At 63.1% G+C, this 19,768-nt stretch carries 22 protein-coding genes and 2 pseudogenes; 12 read left to right on the top strand and 12 right to left on the bottom strand.

Features of this window, described 5'->3' with window-relative positions; genetic code table 11:
• Window positions 1-184: 184 nt before the first annotated feature.
• Window positions 185-484, bottom strand: coding sequence for a hypothetical protein (locus BRW65_RS24800; protein WP_073879131.1), 300 nt, complete (start codon window positions 482-484; stop codon window positions 185-187).
• A 144-nt stretch (window positions 485-628) separates the two neighbouring features.
• Here BRW65_RS24800 and BRW65_RS32710 point away from each other — a divergent pair, with 144 nt between their 5' ends.
• From BRW65_RS32710 to BRW65_RS31875, 3 genes are all read left to right on the top strand, one after another.
• Window positions 629-763: a hypothetical protein gene (locus tag BRW65_RS32710; RefSeq protein ID WP_279627698.1), complete on the top strand. Its 135-nt coding sequence runs from the start codon at window positions 629-631 to the stop codon at window positions 761-763.
• A gap of 74 nt (window positions 764-837) precedes the next feature.
• On the top strand, window positions 838-1,518 hold the full coding sequence (locus tag BRW65_RS24795) for a DUF2510 domain-containing protein (RefSeq protein ID WP_073879129.1): 681 nt from the start codon (window positions 838-840) through the stop codon (window positions 1,516-1,518).
• A 26-nt stretch (window positions 1,519-1,544) separates the two neighbouring features.
• A complete protein-coding gene (locus BRW65_RS31875) occupies window positions 1,545-1,703 on the top strand; it encodes a hypothetical protein (protein ID WP_167374089.1) in 159 nt (52 codons plus the stop codon).
• A 15-nt stretch (window positions 1,704-1,718) separates the two neighbouring features.
• On the opposite strand, the gene BRW65_RS24790 is transcribed toward BRW65_RS31875, so the two are convergent.
• Window positions 1,719-2,621, bottom strand: coding sequence for an alpha/beta fold hydrolase (locus BRW65_RS24790; RefSeq protein WP_073879156.1), 903 nt, complete (start codon window positions 2,619-2,621; stop codon window positions 1,719-1,721).
• 256 nt (window positions 2,622-2,877) lie between these two features.
• Between BRW65_RS24790 and BRW65_RS24785 the strand changes: the two genes are divergently transcribed.
• Window positions 2,878-3,300, top strand: a complete 423-nt coding sequence (locus tag BRW65_RS24785; RefSeq protein WP_073879127.1) for a DUF4189 domain-containing protein — start codon at window positions 2,878-2,880, stop codon at window positions 3,298-3,300.
• Window positions 3,301-3,310: 10 nt separating this feature from the next.
• On the opposite strand, the gene BRW65_RS24780 is transcribed toward BRW65_RS24785, so the two are convergent.
• The 5 genes and pseudogenes from BRW65_RS24780 to BRW65_RS24760 all read right to left on the bottom strand — a co-directional run bounded on the left by BRW65_RS24780 (window position 3,311) and on the right by BRW65_RS24760 (window position 6,588).
• On the bottom strand, window positions 3,311-3,502 hold the full coding sequence (locus BRW65_RS24780) for a hypothetical protein (protein WP_073879125.1): 192 nt from the start codon (window positions 3,500-3,502) through the stop codon (window positions 3,311-3,313).
• 244 nt (window positions 3,503-3,746) lie between these two features.
• Window positions 3,747-4,472: an LmeA family phospholipid-binding protein gene (locus BRW65_RS24775; protein ID WP_084187976.1), complete on the bottom strand. Its 726-nt coding sequence runs from the start codon at window positions 4,470-4,472 to the stop codon at window positions 3,747-3,749.
• Between the two features lie 459 nt (window positions 4,473-4,931).
• Window positions 4,932-5,064 (bottom strand): annotated as a pseudogene (locus BRW65_RS32440) (PPE domain-containing protein); the annotation flags it as partial.
• A 153-nt stretch (window positions 5,065-5,217) separates the two neighbouring features.
• The gene (locus tag BRW65_RS24765; protein WP_244168196.1) at window positions 5,218-5,754 is read right to left on the bottom strand and encodes an aquaporin; all 537 of its coding nucleotides are present in this window, start codon (window positions 5,752-5,754) and stop codon (window positions 5,218-5,220) included.
• 246 nt (window positions 5,755-6,000) lie between these two features.
• Complete coding sequence (locus tag BRW65_RS24760) at window positions 6,001-6,588, bottom strand: TetR/AcrR family transcriptional regulator (RefSeq protein ID WP_073879120.1); 588 nt, start codon at window positions 6,586-6,588, stop codon at window positions 6,001-6,003.
• A gap of 46 nt (window positions 6,589-6,634) precedes the next feature.
• Here BRW65_RS24760 and BRW65_RS32825 point away from each other — a divergent pair, with 46 nt between their 5' ends.
• The 3 genes and pseudogenes from BRW65_RS32825 to BRW65_RS24750 all read left to right on the top strand — a co-directional run bounded on the left by BRW65_RS32825 (window position 6,635) and on the right by BRW65_RS24750 (window position 8,602).
• On the top strand, window positions 6,635-7,417 hold the full coding sequence (locus BRW65_RS32825) for a cupin domain-containing protein (RefSeq protein WP_347876638.1): 783 nt from the start codon (window positions 6,635-6,637) through the stop codon (window positions 7,415-7,417).
• A pseudogene (locus BRW65_RS32435) lies at window positions 7,413-7,594 on the top strand (transposase); the annotation flags it as partial. The gene BRW65_RS32825 and the pseudogene BRW65_RS32435, both read left to right, overlap by 5 nt.
• A 96-nt stretch (window positions 7,595-7,690) precedes the next feature.
• Entirely contained in the window at window positions 7,691-8,602 is a 912-nt protein-coding gene (locus tag BRW65_RS24750; RefSeq protein ID WP_073879116.1) for a LysR family transcriptional regulator, read from the top strand.
• 27 nt (window positions 8,603-8,629) lie between these two features.
• On the opposite strand, the gene BRW65_RS24745 is transcribed toward BRW65_RS24750, so the two are convergent.
• The 3 genes from BRW65_RS24745 to BRW65_RS24735 form a co-directional block, all read right to left on the bottom strand.
• Complete coding sequence (locus tag BRW65_RS24745; RefSeq protein ID WP_084187968.1) at window positions 8,630-9,220, bottom strand: PPC domain-containing DNA-binding protein; 591 nt, start codon at window positions 9,218-9,220, stop codon at window positions 8,630-8,632.
• A 104-nt stretch (window positions 9,221-9,324) separates the two neighbouring features.
• Window positions 9,325-9,636, bottom strand: coding sequence for a putative quinol monooxygenase (locus BRW65_RS24740; protein ID WP_073879114.1), 312 nt, complete (start codon window positions 9,634-9,636; stop codon window positions 9,325-9,327).
• Window positions 9,637-10,260: 624 nt separating this feature from the next.
• Window positions 10,261-11,475: a cytochrome P450 gene (locus BRW65_RS24735; protein ID WP_073879112.1), complete on the bottom strand. Its 1,215-nt coding sequence runs from the start codon at window positions 11,473-11,475 to the stop codon at window positions 10,261-10,263.
• 643 nt (window positions 11,476-12,118) lie between these two features.
• Between BRW65_RS24735 and BRW65_RS24730 the strand changes: the two genes are divergently transcribed.
• Entirely contained in the window at window positions 12,119-13,360 is a 1,242-nt protein-coding gene (locus BRW65_RS24730) for a cytochrome P450 (RefSeq protein ID WP_084187966.1), read from the top strand.
• A gap of 59 nt (window positions 13,361-13,419) precedes the next feature.
• Here the strand turns inward: BRW65_RS24730 and BRW65_RS24725 are convergent, their stop codons facing one another.
• Complete coding sequence (locus tag BRW65_RS24725; protein WP_432206452.1) at window positions 13,420-14,310, bottom strand: alpha/beta hydrolase; 891 nt, start codon at window positions 14,308-14,310, stop codon at window positions 13,420-13,422.
• Window positions 14,300-15,229 (bottom strand): SDR family NAD(P)-dependent oxidoreductase, encoded by a 930-nt coding sequence (locus tag BRW65_RS24720; RefSeq protein ID WP_073879106.1) that lies wholly within the window; start codon window positions 15,227-15,229, stop codon window positions 14,300-14,302. Before BRW65_RS24720 ends, BRW65_RS24725 begins: the two co-directional genes overlap by 11 nt.
• Before the next feature lie 194 nt (window positions 15,230-15,423).
• On the opposite strand from BRW65_RS24720, the gene BRW65_RS24715 reads away from it, so the two are divergent.
• From BRW65_RS24715 to BRW65_RS24700, 4 genes are all read left to right on the top strand, one after another.
• Complete coding sequence (locus BRW65_RS24715) at window positions 15,424-15,975, top strand: TetR/AcrR family transcriptional regulator (RefSeq protein ID WP_073879104.1); 552 nt, start codon at window positions 15,424-15,426, stop codon at window positions 15,973-15,975.
• Between the two features lie 356 nt (window positions 15,976-16,331).
• The gene (locus tag BRW65_RS24710) at window positions 16,332-17,456 is read left to right on the top strand and encodes an acyl-CoA dehydrogenase family protein (RefSeq protein WP_244168195.1); all 1,125 of its coding nucleotides are present in this window, start codon (window positions 16,332-16,334) and stop codon (window positions 17,454-17,456) included.
• A gap of 3 nt (window positions 17,457-17,459) precedes the next feature.
• Window positions 17,460-17,861, top strand: coding sequence for an acyl-CoA dehydrogenase family protein (locus BRW65_RS24705; protein ID WP_073879100.1), 402 nt, complete (start codon window positions 17,460-17,462; stop codon window positions 17,859-17,861).
• Between the two features lie 442 nt (window positions 17,862-18,303).
• A complete protein-coding gene (locus BRW65_RS24700) occupies window positions 18,304-19,575 on the top strand; it encodes a cytochrome P450 (RefSeq protein ID WP_073879147.1) in 1,272 nt (423 codons plus the stop codon).
• Window positions 19,576-19,768: the final 193 nt, after the last annotated feature.

The raw sequence follows: 19,768 nt of genomic DNA, 5'->3' as shown, positions 1-19,768 counted from the left end.
TGCGCACGGCGATTTCCACCTTCGCAGACGACAGCGCCCTCCGCGTCCTGTTGATCGCAGGCCGCGGCGAATACTTCAGCGCCGGTTTCGACGTTGGCCACCGGGTCGATGACGATCAGGACCCCAGTGGCGATGGTTTCCGACGGCCGCGTCGTCGAGCTGCACTGCACCGGCTAGCTGGCCGCTACCCGGCGTCAGCTATCACGCTCAGCCGCTCGCTCACCCGGGCCAGCGCCTCGTCGAAGATCTCCACCTTTTCGCCGCGCTTCTCGTTGGCGGGCTGGGCGGCGCCGCGGGCGGCTTCGGCCTCCACCCGGGCCGCACCCTGGCGCCGCAACAAGCCGAAGTTCTTCTCGCGCGCTTGCCTGAGCCGGTTCTGCAAGTCCTTCAACGACTTCTCGTCCATGCGCGTGAGAGCCTCGGGGTGACTCTCGCCGATCAACTTGCTTTCCTGCGGGGTCAGGTTCACGTGGTGGTTGCTCACTCCTCGATTCAAGCCCGAATCGGGCACACCGACGCGTCGAACGCCGGACGTCTCGCCGAACCGTCACGCCGGAGCCACCTCGGGTTCACACCGCGTCGACTGGGGGCCCGGCGGGTAGTCCCTCGGTCGACGAAGGGAGTTGCGATGGGCAAGCATTCGAAGAAGGACGACGACGAGCTCATGGGCGATCCTCCCGGTCCCGCGGATCACGGCCGCGAGGGCGGGATGGCGACCCGCGAGAATGCGCCGGAGCTCACCGAGCTCGACCGCGAGGACTGAACGGAAAGGGGGCAGTTTTCAGCGGTCAGCGCTGCGGGTAGCCGAGACGTCCCCGCCACGACGAAAATGGATAGATGCCATCTGAACAGGCGCCGCCCCCGCCTAAATCGGCGCCGGGGTGGTACCCCGATCCCGCGGGGGTGGGCCACGGGCTGCAACGGTACTTCGACGGCACCAACTGGACCACCGATTGGGCCTTCTCCACCGATCCGCCGAAGAAGGACACCCCCGGAAAGGCGGCCCTGGCCCTGGCGGCGCTGGGCGTCCTGGTTCTCCTGGTCATCGTCGGCAAGAGCTGGGTTTTCGACCCGAAGAGGGACGGCCAATCGCCCCCTCCGAGCGGCTCGGCCGCGGCGGCACCACCGGAATCGACCGCGGCCGCGCCGTCGACACCGGCCGGTCCCAAGAAACCCGAGGGGGTCACCTTCACCACCAGCCCGGGGCCGGACGGCGACGTGGTCGACGCACGATTCGCCATCCGCGACAACTACACCGAGCAGATGATCAAGGACGGCGCCCGGACGGACACCATCGACATTCTCAGGTACGCGCGAGCGACCTACCCGGACGCGGCCGCGGTGAACGTCCAGGGCACGTTCCCGATGACCGACCCGTACGGCAACACCGCGACGCGCGTCGCCATCGACCTCACGTATTCGCGAGCAACGTTGAACAAGATCAACTTCGACGGCATCACCAAAGCCAGCATCTGGGAGATTCGCGATTCCGGCACCATTCTTCCCGCCTTTCAGTAGCGGGCCGGGGCGCGGATAATCGCCTCGTGCCCACCGAACCCCCGAATCGACCACCGGCCGCGCCGAAGCCCCCGCGGGTGCGCATCACACCCGAGGATCTGGAGCGGTTCGGCGACGAGGAGCAGATGCGCGCCGCGTCGGACGAGGGCCGGCTGCGTGACGAGCAACCGCCACATCACGGCTAGCCCGCCGCTTCGGGTTCAGCCGGCGGCGACGCGGTCGATGTGGGCGAGGAAGTGCGTCAACACCGCCTCGGGCGCCTCGATCTGTGGCCAGTGTCCGATGTCGTCGGCCAGCATCACCACGTTGGCATCGGGAATGACCTCCTCGTAGCGGCGCGCCATGTGGGCGCCGGAGTTGGGGTCGACCGGCCCGTCGATCAACCGCATCGGCACCGCGGTCTGCCGCATGGCACGCACCCAGCGGTTCCGGTGCGTTTTGCGATCGTTGATGAACCGGCCGACCTTGTGCAGCACCCGACGGCCGTCGTTGTAGTCCAGGATCTGGTTGAACACCTCCATCATGTGCCGGGTCGGCTTGGTGTTCGGGCCGAACATCTCGCGCAGCGTCGGTTCCAGCAGCCGACGGGACACCGGGCTGTTCTGGACATGGCTGAAGACGTCGCCCAACGGGGTGCCGGACATCACCTTCTGCGCCGTTCTGGGTTTGTAGGCCTCGATGAACATTCCGCCGTTGAGCCAGGTGATCGAGTCGATGCGCAGCGGGCCGTAGCTTTGCTGACCGAACTCGTGCCGAGCCAGCATCTCCTGGGCCACGGAATCACCGATGTCGTGCGCCAGGATGTGCGCATTGCCGACGCCGAGGTGCGCCAGCAAAGCCTCGTGCATGTCGGCGTGGTCGGTCACCGAATACTGGTAGGCCACCGGCTTGTCGGAGAACCCCATGCCGATCATGTCGGGTGCGATGACGGTGAACCGTTGCGTGAGTTTTGGCCAGATCGGTGCCCAGTCAAACGAATTGAACGGGTACCCGTGGATCAGCAGCAGCGGCGGGCCGCTGCCCTCCACCCGATAGAAGATGTCGAAGCCGAGGTAGTCGAAGTACTCGCCGGCGGCCAGCCAGCGTCCTAGTTCAGCGTCCATGTCGGTCATCATCCTTGGCCATGGGAGCGTTCGCCCGGCGTTCTCCTCGTTTACGGCCGGGAAGGCGCCAGAGCAAAGCATCAGCGGAACTACCGGCGACCGGCGCGGGCCCGCGTGGCGTGGCCGTCGGCCGGCAACTGTGAAGATTTGCTACGCGCGTGTCAATGCTTTGTAAATGACAGCGCACATCCGCCGTCGAGGCAGCACCGTAGGAGTACGGCACCCTTCTGCCGGAACACGATGTGAAAGGGAACATGTGTTCAAGGCTCTTGCGTCCGCGGTGATCCTCGCTGTCTGTGCTGTCGGACTGGCCGCACCGGCACAAGCCCAGGGCGGCTTCATCGTGATCGTGGGCTCGGACGCCACCCACGCCGTCGACGTCACCGTCGGTGGCGCCCACGCCAGTCTGGCTGACGTTGAGGCGTACGCGGTCAGTCATTGCGCCGAGAAGCACGGCGCAACCGACTGCCACGTCCTCGCCGAGGGTCGGGGCGGCTGCGTGGCCCTCTCGGACAACGGTCACGGCCTGGTCGGGGGCTGGGGCCCCAACCGCAGCGCCGCCGGTGCCGCCGCGGCGGCCAAGGTGGTGTCCGGGCAGCCGAACGTCGATGGCACCCGCTGCGTCGTCGACCCGGACCTGATTTCCACCGGGAACTTCTCGTTCGTGGCCACGCAGTAGCCACCCCGTCCTACCAGCCCCACTCGTCATCGTCGAGGACATCTACGGTGACCGAGTTGTCGGCGGGCCTCTTCGTCCCGTAGAGGAACGTGAGCAGCGTCTGGTCGTCGTCAAGGGGCTCGGTGGCGACGACGGTCGCGTGCCCGATCTTCATCCGGATCCGGTCGCCGGGTTTGAGTTCGTCGACGCGCTTAAGTGGCACGCTCGCCCATCGACGCCCCCACGCATCGTGCGCACGGTTTGGTCCCCACAGTTGCCATCATCCACTCGCCAGGCGGATTTCCCGACGACCTTCGAGCGGGTTGGGCGAACCTTCGACCTTTGTCGGGCTGACAGGATTTGATCAAGTGGAAGTATTCGTTTCCGGGCCGGCCACGCTCCCCCGGCTCGAGCCGACCGTCCTCCGGCAATCTTCCACCCACGCCCATCGTGACGTGCCCTGCCGATCAGACTCCGCTGAAGCAGTCCTGACCGGTCTGCGACGACGACGATGCCGCCGGGATGGTTGCGTTGGTGGTGGAAAACGTAGCCTCCACCCCGGCATCCGTGACCCTCACGTTGTCGGCGTGAATGCCCAACGGATAGTTCTGGGTCGCTTTGGACGTGAGATCGTCGAGATTCGTCTGCACCTTCTCCGTCGACATGTTGGAGCCCAATGCGGTCAGGTTGACCACCTGAAGTGACAGCCCGTTGTTGGCGATCTGCGGCTTGACGGTGGCGCTGTCGAGGAGGCCCTTCAATTGGATGGTTCCGTCGCTGGGGTTGGTGGTGACTTTGCTGGTCACGAAACTGCCCAGCACCGGGATGGCGTCCTGAATCGATTCCTTGATGCCTTGGGATGACCAGGTGATGGTGCCGTTGAGCGCGCCGATGGTGCCCTTGGAGTTGTTGGTGTCGTTCAGGCGGAGGTCCTTGATATCGATGTTGACTTTCATGCCCTTGGCGCTACGCACCTGATTGCCGGCGGTCTGCACAGAGATGTCCGGATACTGGCCACTGAAGTACTGCCACAGCATTGGCGGCATGGAGGCAAACGACACGGTGGCGCTGTCCTGCACCTCGCACGCCACTGCGCTCGCCACCTTGCTGCCGACCAGGTGGCGCAGGATCAGCTCGGCACCGACCACGGCGGCCAGGATGACCACCAGCACCGTTGCCAGGACCAGAGCCATCGACCGCCGGTTGCCCAACAAGCGGCGTCGGCTTCGGGCCGGCCCCTCGCTCCCCGGCTGCTGGGTAGGTAGCTGAGTGGTGGCCGGCTCCGGCTGTCTTGGTGGGGGGCCGGGCTGACGCTGGCGCGGGGTCGGTGGGCGCCCCGGCGGATACGGCTGCGGAGTGGGCGGACGGCCGCGCGGCTGTAGTCGGTTCGGTGGCGGCGATGGCGGATATCGCCGACCGCCTTGCGGAATCTGTCGGGTCGGAGATCCCGATGGAGGCGCCGGTTGCGGTGTTGGAGGTACCGAATCCCTGCGGCGGCCAGGCGGCTCGGAGGGGCGATTCCATCCTGGCGAATCGCCGCGCGAGGGCTCCTGGGGAGTGGTCATTAGCGCAATTGTGCCTTGCCAACATGAATGCATTTGCGGTGGACATGGCGGTACGTCTCATACGGGCACCCGGTTTGCGCGCCGAAGTGAGGCCGCCGCCGGTTTACATCCGGCGGCCAGCTCGTCCCAGGCCGCCGCGGCGGCCAGCAACGGCCCCGAGCCCGGGGCGGATATATATTCGCGCGGAGTTGATTTCCGGCAAAAATATCGCGAAATCCATTGCTGTACTACCTCATTTTTGATCGCACATTGCGTTGCGCGCCTTTTCTAGAGGTTTCCGGCGCTCTCTCATCGTCAGCAGGAGACTGGCGGCCGCCGGCAGGCCCACGAAATCCGCTGGCCGCCTACGTATTTAGCCCATCATCGGTCGCCGCTACTTGTCTTCAGGGTTGAGCGCGCGGAACACCAGGCCGGCGCAGGCGCCGGCAACCAGCTGCACGGCGGGATAAATCAGCGCAGACCCGGCGAACAGGCCCATCGCCGCGCCTCCCACGACCACGGCGGGGTTGAAGGCGCCCCCCGATATCCCGCCGACCGCGACCGCCCCGACCGTCACCGTGAACCCGATCGCCAGCCCGTAGAAGGAGTTACCGGTGTTGTCCTTGCTCGTGGCGACGTTGAGCACGACATAGGCGAGCGCGAAGGTGAACAGCAACTCGCCAACGAGCGCGCTCGTCATGGCATGACCAGCCGGTGCGACGGCCTGGGCCTTCGAAGCACTGACAACCGCGCGGACCACCGGAGCGGCTGCGACACCGCCAACCAGTTGGGCTACCCAGTAGCCGAAAGCCTCAGAGCGGTTGATCCGGCCGCGGACAAGCGCAGCGAGCGTCACAGCCGGGTTGTAGTGGCCGCCGGAGATGTGCCCGCCGGCATACACCATCACCATCAGTGCCGCGCCGATCGCCAACGGCGCCAGCGCGGCACCGCTGCGCCCAGTGGCACCGACGGTGAAGACTAAAAAGAAGGTACCGATCAGCTCGACGGTTGTTTTGCAGATCGTGGAGGGCCGATGCTCCGCGGCCCGCGTTGGCGGTCGGGTGACCGGAGAGGCGTTCGTCATGCCTGGCTTTCTCTAAAACTGAACGTCTAGTTTCCAAATTGAGACTACGCGCGGCTTTGCGGTTTCGATCCCGTGGGATCTGTGACGTCAGTCTCAGCGCGCCAGGCCGCGCATCGCCGCGTCCACGATCGCGTCGGCGGCGTTACGGTCCAGCGGAGCGTGACCGGCGACGAGCCGGTACATCGCGGGCCCGAAGATCAGGTCGATCGCGACCTCTGAATCCACGTCGTGCCGCAGCTCCCCCCGCGCGACACCGCGGTCCAATATCGCCCGCACCAATGCCCGTCGGGAACCGACAAGGTGCTCCCGCAGCTCCTTGCCGATCTGGGGATCGAACTGCGCTTCCCCGATGAGTTGGGCATACGCTCGGCCACTTTTGCTGCGGTAGAAGCGAATCAGGCCCCGCAGTGCGCGGCGGAAGTCTTCCTCCGCCGACCCGGTGTCCGGGTCCGGTGACTCCTTCGCCATTTCCGACAGGAACGCCTCGACCGCAACCGCATATTTGTTCGGCCACCACTTGTAGATCGTCGCCTTGCTCACGCCGGCACGGGTGGCGATCTGATCGGTCGTCATCGCACGCAGGCCTACCTCGTTGATCAACTCCGACGTGGCGCGCAGAACCGCCGACCGGGACTGCTCGCTGCGTGGCCGCCCCGGACGAGACCTCGGATCCTCAGCCACCTCAACCCCTTACAAAAGCAAGTAACTGAACCCAACGTTCGCAATTATGCAGCGCCGCGGCCCGCCCGCTGGGGCCAGGGCTTGCGGCCAACGCGCCGCCGCCGCATCCGCGTGCCGATCACCGAGGTTCATCGGCCTGGGCGTCAGTTGGCGGGCGGCTACCGAGTCCTCGCCGCGAACGGGCAATCCGCCGCGGGTGGAATTTCGCCCTTGCTTGAGGGTCCGCCCGGCGCCTTCCGCGAGCGGCTCCTGCGGCGATTTACGTTGCCCACCGACGCGATGTAGCGACAAATCCTGCGCCCAAGTTATCTCGCGTCTCGCGATGTTTGCCGCTCGACTAGCTCCATCGAAAACGGCTGAGCGGCAGCCTTGTCCTCCCCTTGGTAGCCTCCCAACTATGAGTGCTGAGTACATTCCGCAGACAGACAACAAGCGACAAATTTTCGACGTATTCCACGAGTTCCGCCAACTTCCTGAGACATCAGACTCAATGTTGACCGACGTCTACTTCAGCGACTTTCCCGAAGCCAGTAGCAGGATCTTCAGGATCTATCGGACCCTGCCGCTGCACTATCACAACGACTGCGACGAGTTCTTATATGTCATAAGCGGCGAGGGCGTCTTCCACCTTGCCGGCGAGGAAAGCAACGCGGGACCCGGCACGTTCCTGCGATTCGCACGTCGCCAGGTCCATGGCTTTCCGACGATCACCAACCATCCCTTCGTGGTGCTATCGGTTGACGTCCCCCGTCGCCATCCGGCTGACATCGTGTTCGTCGATCCCGCCGACGGCGACGCGAAGGCATTCATGGCCCGCAACAACCAGTAAGCGGGCATTGAGCGGCGCCGTGGCGGCCGGCTATCTCCTGCGCGCAGCGGCGCGGCGGGTGCAGCGTCTGATCAAATCCCTTGGCCTGACAGGGCTTCGAAGTCCGAAGTTTCAGTGGTGGCCGCTGAACTCGACGAGGAGGTTGAGGCGTTTCGTACCCGACCACGTGATGCCGGCCAAGCCCATTCGTAACTACCGAAGCGCTGGTGCACGAGTACCGACGCATCAGCGCTACACAAAATCTTGGGCAACGTGCACCGAAGTGGGGGTCACATGACTTCATCTGCCGACGACGTCCTGTTCTTCGACGTACTGGCAAAATCACCGAGCTTGACTCAGGCCGCCCGAGAGTTGGGTTTGTCCGTTTCGTCGGTCAGCAAGCGGCTGGCGGGTATCGAGCGTCGCCTCAACGTGCGCCTGATCGAACGGACCACGCGCCGTCTGACGCTCACCTCAGAGGGGGAACGCTATGCCGCCGGTGCGGCAACGATCACCAACGGGCTCATTGAGTTGGAGGATTCCATCGCCGAACGCGGCGAGCTTTCTGGTCGGATTCGCGTGCACGCCAGTCTGGGCCTGGGCCGCCACCACATCGGCCCGCTGGTGGCTGAGTTCCTCGAACAGTATCCGCGCGTCCAGGTCGAGCTTGAGCTTTCTCCGCTGCCTCTTAATATCCCCGGGACGACCTTCGATCTTGGTGTTCACGTGGGAAGGGTGCAGGACTCGTTGCTGGCCATCAGACGACTGGGTTTGAATCGCCGCGTGGTCTGCGCGAGCCCTAATTACCTTGCCCGATACGGAACGCCGCGCCACGTGAAGGACCTCCAGCAGCACAACTGCATCGTGCTGCGTCAGGACGACGGCGACTTCGCGTTGTGGCGTTTCGGAACCGACAATGATCAGACCGCTGTCAAGGTGAGTGGAAATCTCACCTGCAATGACGGCGAGGTGACGACGCAGTGGTGCATTGAAGGCCGCGGTCTGATCATGCGCTCGAGCTGGCACATCGGTCCGCTGCTGCAGGACGGCGTATTGGTTCAGGTTCTGCCGCACATCCCGACACCGAGCGCCGACATCTACGCGGTGTACTCTGCCGACGCCCGTTTGCCCCGCCGTGTACGCGAACTCATCGCCCACTTGGCCGGCAGGCTAGGACCTCGGATCGGGTCGGTGTCTGATAGCTAATGCGCCGACGGCGTGCTTACGGGAAGGTCAGTCGAACAGAGTGAGCCCGGTAGCGTCATCAGCTTTCTTCGCCAGGGTCTCTGGATAAGTATGGATGAACACTTCGATGGTGGGCGATGTTACGGCGTGTAACAGGTGTCCGGCCGACGTGCTCGCATCCTGCCTGGCCACCACCAGGTGGGTGTGCACCACGGGCTTGCCACCGAAGGTGCCGATATCGCCAATGATGGACGCCGCCTCGACCTGACCGTCGACAGTGATCACCTTGTACTTCTTCCGGTGTAGGTCATACCAACCGACTCGGACATCTCGAAGCGCTCCGATGGCGCTGAAGCTAGCCGCGGTGATGTGATAGGCGTTAGCGAAATCGTTTAGCGCGGTGAACAGTTCGTCTCCGTCACGGAGCACCAGCATGTAGGCGCCCCCCGACAGACGGTGGGTGCGGGCATACGGCGCCGTTCCCTGCGGCCCAGCCTCGGCGGCGCTGAGATATTGCGCGTTCGCGTCGGCACGACTGTCGCCGTAGCCGCGGGCGCAACTGGAAACGAGTGCTGATCCCCCGGCGATGGCTCCCGAAGCAACGAGAAACGACCGGCGTGAAGCGATTTCGGTTGACATGCGAGGCGGCTTCCTTTTGGGACGTCGAGCCGCCGCGCTGCCGCGGCGACTCAGGGGTGAACGACGTTACGGTGCCTGACTTTCCGGCCCACCGTCACCGCCCCTCATCTGGTTATTGCGCTGGGCGCCAGGGAAAGACCTTGCACCAAGAAAGTAGGGCCGTCAGCGTAGGGCTGCACCGCCTCGATGAAGTTATTAAATGCCGCCTGTTTGGTGTGGTATTCGAATGCCGCTTCGTCCTCATACACCTCATCGAGGAAAAAGCGCTGCGGGTCGCGCTCGTCCCGGAGAACCGAGAACGCAAGGGTGCCAGGTTCATTCCGGAGTGACTCTTCGGCATCACGTTGAGCCTGCTCGATGAAGTGGTTATGCCTGTCTGCGGGCACGACGAACTGAACAATCAGGTGGTATGTCATCTGAAGATTTTCCTCTGAGGGGCCAAAGGTTTGCGGTGGGACGGTGCCCGCCCCGGGGCCGCTATCACTTCCACGCTAACCGATAACGCTGGGCAGGAAGTCGCGCGAAAGGCAAAGCAGTCTTGCTTGAAAAGCAATAATCGGGGTGCGATCGCCGCCGCCGACCCACAAGCCCGAGGATGCGGTGATGGCCCGCGCGCGGGCCGGCGGCCTTCATGTTCTTTTTGCCGATGTCGTCGGTTGACGCGCGCAGCAGTGACGCGCTTTTGGGCGCAGTGACCGCCGAGGCCCGACTGGCGTTGAAGGTTGGAGTGCACTCCTGTGGCGTCCTGGTGAGAGAGCCACAACCGCCTGGTATCGGTCGCCTCGCGACGAGCTGACAGATGTTAGTAGGTATGCGATGCTTCGGAATGTCGTCTTCTGCCGACGCGTCGCGGTAGCTTGTGCGGTCGTCGCCCATCCGGTCTTGAAGGAAGCCCGACGCGATGGTCGGTGTAACACCGTCCATCGAAACGGGTAACGACACCACCGGGGGTTACGAAAGTCGCTGTGCTATCACGTGGTTTGCTGTAATCGGTCAGAGAAGTCGGTCAAAGACGTTGGCGCATAACCATTCGGCGACGGCTAGCGCACCGTTAGCTGCAGGCGCTTGCGTCGCCGCACCAGAACACTCGGCAGCCACTCCCCCACCTCGACCGCTTCAATCCAGGTGGTGCGCTCCAGTACGGTCCGGAACACGATCTGGGCTTCCAGCCGCGCCAGCGCCGCGCCGATGCAGAAGTGCGCGCCTTTGCCGAAGGTCACGTGCCCCTTCGCGCCGGTCCGGTCGAGTCGAAATTCGTCCGGCGCCTCGAAGTGCGCCGGATCGCGGTTGGCCGCACCCCACATCAACAGCAGGTGTGAATTCGCCGGCACCGCAACGCCACCAAGTACGGTGTCCCGCCAGACGTGTCGGTAGTGACCGCGAAACGGAGGTTCGTAGCGCAACGCCTCTTCAATAAAGGCGTTCAACAACTCTGGGCGGTCGCGCAGTTGCTTCTGGATCTGCGGGCGTTCGGCGAGGATCCAGGCGGCGCTGCCTAGCAGTGAGGCAGTCGATTCACCGGCCGCGCTGAACAGAGTGAGCATGATGTTCATGGCCACGGCCTGGTCGACCTCGCCGGATGAGTAACGCGCCGCCATATCCGATATCAGTCCGGGCTCATCACTGCCGGTTGCCTTCTCGAAATGCTGCATGACGTAGTTCGCCAACTCGAAGGCCGCGATCCCGGCTTCCTCCAATTGAGCTTGCGTGACGACGCCGTCGAGCAGGGTGGTGGTCGCAAATCCCAGCCGGATGAGATCGTCGACGTCGGTTGCGGGCAGACCTAGCAGCTTGGCGACGACCATCATGGGGAGCCGGTTGGCGATCGCGCTCATCCATTCGATGTGTCCGTCATGCACATTCTGATCCCACAGTTCTTGCGCGACGTCACAGGCGAAATCTTCGATGACGCGAACGCGCTTTGCCGACAAATGTGGCAGCAGAATCTTTCGGTGTACCGCGTGCACGGGATCGTCGGCGGTGGCCAAGGCGTGGCCCGGGTTGCCCGCCTCCATCATGGGAAACGGCCCTACGGATCCGTCCTCCTGGTACACCATCGTCGCGGTCAGGTTCGAGGAGAAATCTTCGACCCGCTCGACAGCTTCGATGACCGCGTCCCACCCGCACACGGCATAGAACTCCGAGTCACCGATGCGGTGCACCGGGCTCTCTGATCGCATCCGGTCGTAGAGGGGATACGGATCCTGCAACGCCTCGGCGCCGAAGAAGCTGCTCGGTTCAGCGAGAACTGTCACCGATTCAGGGTGGGGGTCTGCCGAGACAGAATCAATATTCGGAACCCATGTTGAAAACGCCGGCGCCAGCAGTTGACCCCACCAACTCTCACCGAGTGCCCAGGACCAGCGCGTTGCTTGAGGAAACTGGGTTCCGGCTCCTCACATTGAGAGAGATAGCCCCCAAAATTGTCTGACGCGGTGGCGTGAGCCGCGGCGATCAGCCAGCCGGCGGAGCCTCCAGCACTATCACGTCGGCGGTTGAAACCTCCGATAGCCCGCGACCTCATCACCTCTGCCGCCACTCGTGATGACTGCCACGGGTACGCGGCCGAAAGCACTCCCGCGAAATTGTCGCGATGAGAAAAGGGCACTGTCAATCGCATCGGTAAGCAATGGTCAGCGGCCCTGACTGCGAAAAACGAGGCCGCTCGGCGCAGCGCTAGGTTCGCATCTTTGCCTCCGCGTATTGATTTCGCCGCGACACCCCGAGAACCTGAGGCGGTGAAGACCCGTTCTTGGCTTGCTCACCGATGACTCGACAACGAACGGTGCACCGACAGTCACATGACGGCGTAAGCAGATTGGTTGCTTTTGCGTGAGTATCGCTGCCAGGGCGCGAAATGCGGCGGCGCTAGCCGATCCGCTGGCCAGCGCCATCCGGATGAACGTCGCCGGGGCCGTTCGCACCCGCAGGCGGGGCGTTCGAGGTTGGACCGGAGCCGTCAACACCGATTACGACCCGCTCGACCCGGCAACTGCCGCGCAGCCTCACGATGCCTATAGAGCCCTGCACGACGGTGGACGGGTGCATTACAACCCTCGCCGCGCTACTTGGATCCTGCATCGCCTCGAGGACGTGCGCGCCGCCTTACGCGACACCGACTGCGTCACCAGCAGCCAGGGTGTGACGCGAATGCGGATAGCCGCTGATCTGGTCGTCGTCACCGACGGTGAGCAACACAGCAGATTACGCAAACAGGTCCAGCCGGCGTTCACCAAGCGCGCCCTCGACAGCTGGCACAGCATCGTCGACAAGCTTGCCGTCGAACTCGTCGACACGATGATCGCCAATCCCGGCGGCGACGCGGTGCAGCTGCTGACGATCCCCATGCCATTGCGGGTCATCGCCGCCATACTCGGCGTCCCCGACAGCGACATCGCTGATTTTCGTCGTTGGTCCGAACGCAGTGTGCAGGTGATCGACTTCGTTCCCACGCCAAAGGGAATGCTGAAGGTTGCGAAATCATTGAGCGGCGCCATGGCGCTGCGGCGCTATTTCCTACAGCAACTCGCCGCGGGACACCTCAAAGACTCCGACACCGTGCTGGGCCGCTTGATCGACCACAGCACCGAGGGTTCGTTGACCGACGACCAGCTGTTTCTCATCGCTATCCTGTTGCTCATTGCCGGAAACGAGACCACCACAAACCTTCTCGGCGGCATGCTCGATACCTTGGCCAACGATCCGGCCCTGTTCGACAGACTCCGAGCCGAACCTGGGCTGATTCCCATGGCCATCGAAGAACAGCTTCGCTACACCACCCCCATCCAAAACCTCTATAGGTACACCCGGGCGGACTACCGAGTGGGGTCGGTAACGATCCCGAAGGGTGAACGTGTGCTGTTGTCCTTCGGCGCCGCCAATCGCGATCCCCTTGTTTTCGACGACCCGGACACCTACCGAGTCGACCGCAATCAGCGAATGCATGTCGCATTCGGCTACGGCGCCCACATGTGTCTCGGCGCGCCATTGGCCCGGCTCGAGGCACACGCGGTGCTGAGGGAACTCACCAACCGGGTCTCGCAGATCACTCCGACCGCTCCCCCGACGTGGTCGACCAACAGCTCGCTACGCGGACCCACACTCTTGCCGTTAACGTTAAAAGCGGCAACTAGCAAGTGAATCCGGGCTGCAGGCACTCCACGGCGCACCGATTCTGCGCTAGTTGAGGATGCCAATCCTCAACTAGCGAACGCCTTTTCGAGCGCCGCGCATTGCCGGGCGAAGAAGCTCTGCGCCACTGGAGTTTTGGAGGCGATGATGTCGAATCCGTGGAAGGCTCCTTCGACTACGTCGAGCTCACAGCTCACACCCGCGTCGCGCAGCCTATGCACGTATTCCACATCCTGGCCGTAGAGCGGATCCACCGTTCCCACGCCCATCCACCCGGGAGCCAGATTGGACAGGTCGTCGCGCCGCGCCGGCACAGCAGACTGGCGGTCGGCACCCTTGAGGTACGCATGCCACCCCAGCCGATCGCTCTTTTCGCTCCACATCCGGTAATGCGGACTCTCAAGGCCGGGGCGACTTGACGGGCGATCGTCGACCATGGGATAGACCAGCAACTGGAACAAAGGTGTCACTTCTCCGCGATCGCGCGCCAGCAGTGCCAGCGCAGCTGCCAGACCGCCACCCGCACTGGCGCCGCCGATCGCGATCCGGCCCGGATCCACGCCGGGCAGCCGGGCCAACCATGTCAACGCGGAGTAGCAGTCCTCCAGTGCGGCTGGAAAGGGATCTTTTGGGGCGAGCCGGTAGTCGACTGATGCGACCGGAACGCCCACGCGGCGAGCGAATCGTCGGCACAGCTTGTCGTCCTGTGCTGCCGTTCCGATGACGTATCCGCCGCCGTGGATCCACAGCAGTGCGCCGCCGTGCGTGCACTCAGGCTGGGGGCGGTGGAGCCTGACCCCCGCGCTTGGTGTGATTGTGAGGACCTCGACACCCTCACGCGCGGACGGGGCGAATCGGGTCAGGCTGCGGATCGCCGGCAGCGTCACTTTGTTGAACGCCGACCGGGGAAGCACCCGCGCGATACTTCTCAAGTCCGGGTGGTAGTGGTCAGATCGGATACGTGACATCGGTCAACTCCTCGGACACAGTCCACAACCGTTTCTGCACCTGTTGCTCGTAGGACTTCTTGCTGGAACGGACCAGCGTTGGGTGGCCCGCCATCTCCAGGAATCCGTCGGGTCCCCAGTACTGGCCACCTTGCACTTCAGGCATCGTCGCGGCGTATAGCTGTGGCAGTGCGCCCCTGGCGGGATCCTGGCCGATGAAAACGTCCGAAAACTTCATCATCGTCTGGACCGGTTTCCCAATGTTGCGGAAGAGGTCGGACTTCGTATAGCCGGGGTGGGCAGTCACCGTCATCAGCGGCGCGCCCGATTTGGCTAGCCGCCGATGTAGTTCGTAGCAGAACATCAGGTTCGCCAGCTTCGACTGAGCGTAGGCCAGTGCACTGCTGTACCGGCGTTCCCACTGGAGATCGTCGAAATGGATGGCGCCGCCCAGCTTGTGGTCCAAGCTCGCCACGACAACCACTCGAGCCGCGTCGACGCTGAGCATGTTTTCGAGCAACAGTCCCGTGAGCGCAAAGTGGCCAAGGTGGTTTGTGGCGAACTGCAACTCGAACCCGTCAGGTGTCGTCGTCTTGGGTGGGAACGCCACCGCGGCATTGTTGATGAGCAAGTCGATGCGGGGGTGCTCGTTCCTCAACGCCCGGGCAGCCGCACGCACCGACTGCAACGAGCTCAGATCGAGCGCTTGGACGCTCAGGTCGGCATCCGGCGCCACTTCGAGAATGCGCTTGCGGGCGACCTCTCCCTTGTCGACATCGCGTACTGCGAGAACTACCGAGGCGCCATGTTCGGCGAGCGCGCGTGCAGTGTCGTAGCCAAGCCCAGTATTCGCGCCGGTGACAATGGCCAGTCGCCCAGTCTGGTCGGGTATGTCCGACTCGGTCCACTTCCGTTTCTGCGCGGCAACCATGCGATCAGGCTGATGAAGATCGCCAGTGAGGTCAATGACGTGCGGCGAAGTTGATAACCGAGTCGCGAGCCGGAGCGAGTCTCTCTCCTCAGCATCGATCTTCGAACAGGCACTTTCGGTGAGGATTGCCTCCGGCGCCATCTCACTGTGAGAGAAGCGTTCCATCTGGTCGCATTTGCAGGCAGCATTGACCCATGCCGAAGATTGATTGGCTGGTTGGGGCAGACAGGAATAGCGCCGCCGCGGACAAGATCTACGCCGCGGCCGCCGACCTCATCGCCGAGGTCGGTTATGACGCTTTCACTATCGAAGCGCTGGCCGCGAGGATCCATTGCTCGCCCGCGACTATTTATCGGCGCGCTGGCGGCAAGGCAGCCATTCGCGATGCCGTCGTAGCGATCCAGGCCACCCGGATCCTGCATTCTGTGCGTGACGCCATCGCCGGACTTAGGGGTTCGGATCGCGTTGTCAAAGCAACGCTTTCGGCGCTACAACGCATCCAGTCAGATCCCGTGGTCGAGTCGATGTCATCCTTCCAGATAGCGCCCGACGTTGATTGGGTGACCACCTCGCCCGTGATCGCCGGCTTTGCCGCCGAGATGCTCGGAGAGGACAATCAAGACCCTCTCGCGGCGCAATGGCTCATCCGGGTCTTCCTAGCTCTATTGTGCTGGCCTGTCAGAGACAGCGCCGCCCAGCACGCACTGGTAGAGCGGTTTCTCGGTGCATCGTTCAATGGCGATTGAAGCTGGCCAGCTTCACCTCACCTCCCAAGTGACATAGAGGTTCCGCGGGCGGCGCCGTCGACCCCCTTAAGCATGGCCATTGATCCGGGCCTGAGGTCACGGACGGCGACACCGTTCGGTCCCGTCTGGCTATGGCCAGCGAAGTCGAGTCTGACATCGTTTATATGGTCCCTTCGAGGCAGCCATGCACCGGCGTAATACACTAAGACGCGAGATGTCTTACTATCTCAGTATCGGGCCGGTGGGGTGGTCCTTCGCATCCAGCGGAGCGCAGGAGGAGTGCAGGATGCGACCTGACGGCGACAATCACCCAAGACATCCCGACGTCGGCAGTGAATCCGCCCACTCCGTGACCGATGAGGTATCCGCCGGCCATTGCCGCGACCCACTACGCGTCCCGGCAGCGAGGGTCGCGCGCAGGCTGCCACACGATTGATTGGGTCACGCGCAAGATGAACGTTGAGCTCACAAATGAACAGCTGCAGCTGCAGAGCGCGGCCGCGCGAGTTGCCGCGAATATCGCTGCAGCCGACAGATCCGACGGCAGCAACGTCGATAGGTTCTGGGATCAACTAGTCGATATAGGTGTGCCCGCGCTTCGCTTGCCCGCCCTTTGCGACAAAGTCGCAAGTGGGGTCGAAACGGCCATTGTCATAGAGCAATTCGGCAAACGTGTCTGCCCGGTCCCCGTGCTAGGTCAGGCCGTCTTGGCGACCGAGCTTCTTGATGCCGCCGAGGCCCGGCAAGAGCTTGCACTCGTCGCCGACGGCTCGTTACGGCTGGCACCGGTGTTATCTCCGAACTTGTCCGGCTTCGGATCGTGGGATTCGCCAGGCGTCGCGTTCGACACCGCTGGCGCGACGCACCTGTTGTCGACCGCGACATCGGATGGATGGCGGAGCCTCGCCCGCGTGCCGAGTGGCGGGACTCTGATTGGGCTTGACCGGACGCGCGAATTGCGGACAGCGCCTGGGCACGCTGACTCCGATGTCACCCTGATCGGAAAGCCGATCAGCCCACGACGATGGCAACGCGTCGAGGCTGTCGCCCTGATCGCCGCTGCAGCAGATCTGGTGGGTGTGATGCAAGGGGCACTGGATGACGCCGTCCAGCACGTCAGGGAGTGCAGGCAGAGTTCTATGCTCGGAACGTCAACCGCGAATGAATACTCCCTTGCCGACTCGCTGTTTCGTGTCGAGGGCGCACGGAGTTGCTTGTGGCATGCCGCCTGGGCCATCGACCATTTGGCGGCTGAGGAGGCTTTTCTGGCCGCGATGACAGCGAAGGCGTATGCCTCTGAAGCAGGCCGCGATGTCGTGGAAACCGCGATGGAGATTACCGCCGAACAAGCCATCTCGGGTAAGCGGGCTTCGCATTTGAGGGTGCGCCGGATGTTGCTCGACCGGCGCCTGTTCGGCGATGAGTCGATTCAATACGAATCCATCGCGACAACGCGTCTGGCATGTGACGAACCGGCGTAATTCGTGGACTTCAACGACACGACAGAACAAGTTGCCTTTCGCCGTCGACTGCGGAAATGGCTACGCGAATGTGCCGGCGAGGGGCAGCTGGCGAGACACGGTGTGCGCAGCGAGGAAGCGCAAAACTCCTGGCACCGAGATCTTTACAGTGCCGGATACATCGGTCTGTCCCTTCCCGTCGACGACGGTGGCCGCGGCTTGCCACTGACCTTCGAGGCAACACTGCACGAGGAGATCGGTCGGGTCGGCGCCCCGTCGATTACAGGGGTCAGCAACCTCATTCACGCCCTGCACCGTTGCGGCTCTGATCGACAGCGCGCTGAGCTTCGACCCGGGCTGATCTCCGGCTCAGTGCGCTGGTGCATCGCGTCCCAAAATACCCGCGCGCCGGCGAGCCGCTCGTGACTCAGGGGCCCGAATGGGACGACTACGCCAAGTCGTGCACGGCCGGAAACCGTGGCAACACAGCGCAGCTCAACCGCGAGATCGTCGCGACGCACATGTTCGGGACATGGCCAAGCGACTGAGCCCACACCATACCGGCTTGCGCTCGGTGACGTCCGGTGCAGACCGGCGGGACTCCACCGGAGACCGACCTTCAACACCACTAGTTGACGGTGAGACATTTTATGAATTATTGTCTCTTATTGAGGCCGAGCTCAAGCGACACGGTGGCGATTGGGAGCCGAACGTTGTCAACGCCATGGTGTCTCGTCTGTGCGCCCCAAAAGAGGAGTTCAGTTCGCCGACTACATCTGTTACCAGGGCATCACCTAGGCCCCACGATGCCGCGGCTGACGCTCGACTGACAGTCGCGCAGAAAGTCCTTCACGCTAGGAGAACAGCGATTTCTACCTCGACATCGAGTTCAGCGCAGCAATACCATCGGCACAAAATCTCATCGCCGACCTTCTGGGATTTGCCTTTCCAGGAACGCGATAGCGTCTTCGCCGAACTTCGCGCCGAAGACGGACTGACCTGGCACGAGCCGTTCAACTCTCCCTTCCCGCACGAAGAGACCGGCTTTTGGGCGGTCACCAAGCATGCCGACGTGAAATACGTGAGCATGAACAGCGACATGTTCGTCTCAAGCGAGGGTATCTCGATCGAACCGATGCCCGCCGAAATCCAGCGAGCGACGGCCTTTTTCCTGACTATGGATCCTCCTGAGCACACGCGGTACCGGCGACTGATCAGCGCCGCATTCACCCCGCGGCAGGTGCGCAAGATTGAGCAGCAGATCCGAGACAATGCCCGCGAGATCGTCGACCACCTGATCGCCGTTCTGCAAGACGGGCAGGAGATCGACTTTGTAGCCGAATGTGCCTGCAAGCTGCCGATGCACACCATCTCCGACATGATCGGCATAGATCGCTCCGACCGAGACACCATCTTGGCTGCGGCAGAGGCGTTGTCCGGCGCGAGCGACGACGACTACACCGCGTCGGAGGACAAAGCCATCCACATGATGACGCAGTTCGGGGTGCTGACCCAAGCAGGCATCGACCTGGCTCGTCGACGTCGCGTGGAAGGCCGCGACGACCTGATGACCAACATCGTCAATGCTGAAGTCGATGGCCACCGGCTGAGCGATGAGGAGATAGGAGCTTTTCTCGTTCTTTTGTCGGTGGCTGGTAGTGATACGACTAAGCAGGCAACGTCTCACACCCTTAAGGCGTTAATGGACCGCCCCGAGCAACTGGCCTGGCTGATGGCGGATTTCGACAATCGAATAGACACGGCGATCGACGAATTTGTCCGATGGGCAACACCCGTCCTATCTTTCGCGCGGCATGCTGCCGTCGACGCCGAAGTAGGCGGAACTCCAGTGAGGGCCGGCGACAAGCTAGGCCTGTTTTATTGCTCAGCCAATCGCGACTCCGCGGTGTTCGACGATCCGCACCAGTTTCGCCTGGATCGAACACCGAACAATCACTTCGGTTTCGGCGGTGGCGGCACACACTTTTGTCTAGGCAGTCAACTCGCCCGAATGGAGTTGCGCAGCCTCTTCTTCGAGCTCCTCACCCGCTTACCGGAAGTCGCCGTCGGCCCTCCCGAGTACCTCAACGGCAGCAGCGTCATCCACGGCATCAAGAGAATGCCGATCAAGCGAGTGTAATGCACATGCCAAGAGTCAGTACGCGTTTTCCTTTCATTCAAAGTCTGCTGCCTTCTGCCGCGCCGTATCTTAACGATGAGACATGCAGTGCTGCAGCATTGTTCAGCATGCACCTGCGACATGCCGCACATGCGCAGAGGCGTCGTTGGCGACCACAGGGGGCCGAAGTTAGGGCCACATCAGCGCCATGGAT

It is taken from the genome of Mycobacterium paraffinicum (assembly GCF_001907675.1).
In the GTDB taxonomy this organism is placed as follows: Bacteria; Actinomycetota; Actinomycetes; order Mycobacteriales; family Mycobacteriaceae; genus Mycobacterium; species Mycobacterium paraffinicum_A.
This window is presented reverse-complemented; position numbering and strand designations above follow the sequence as displayed.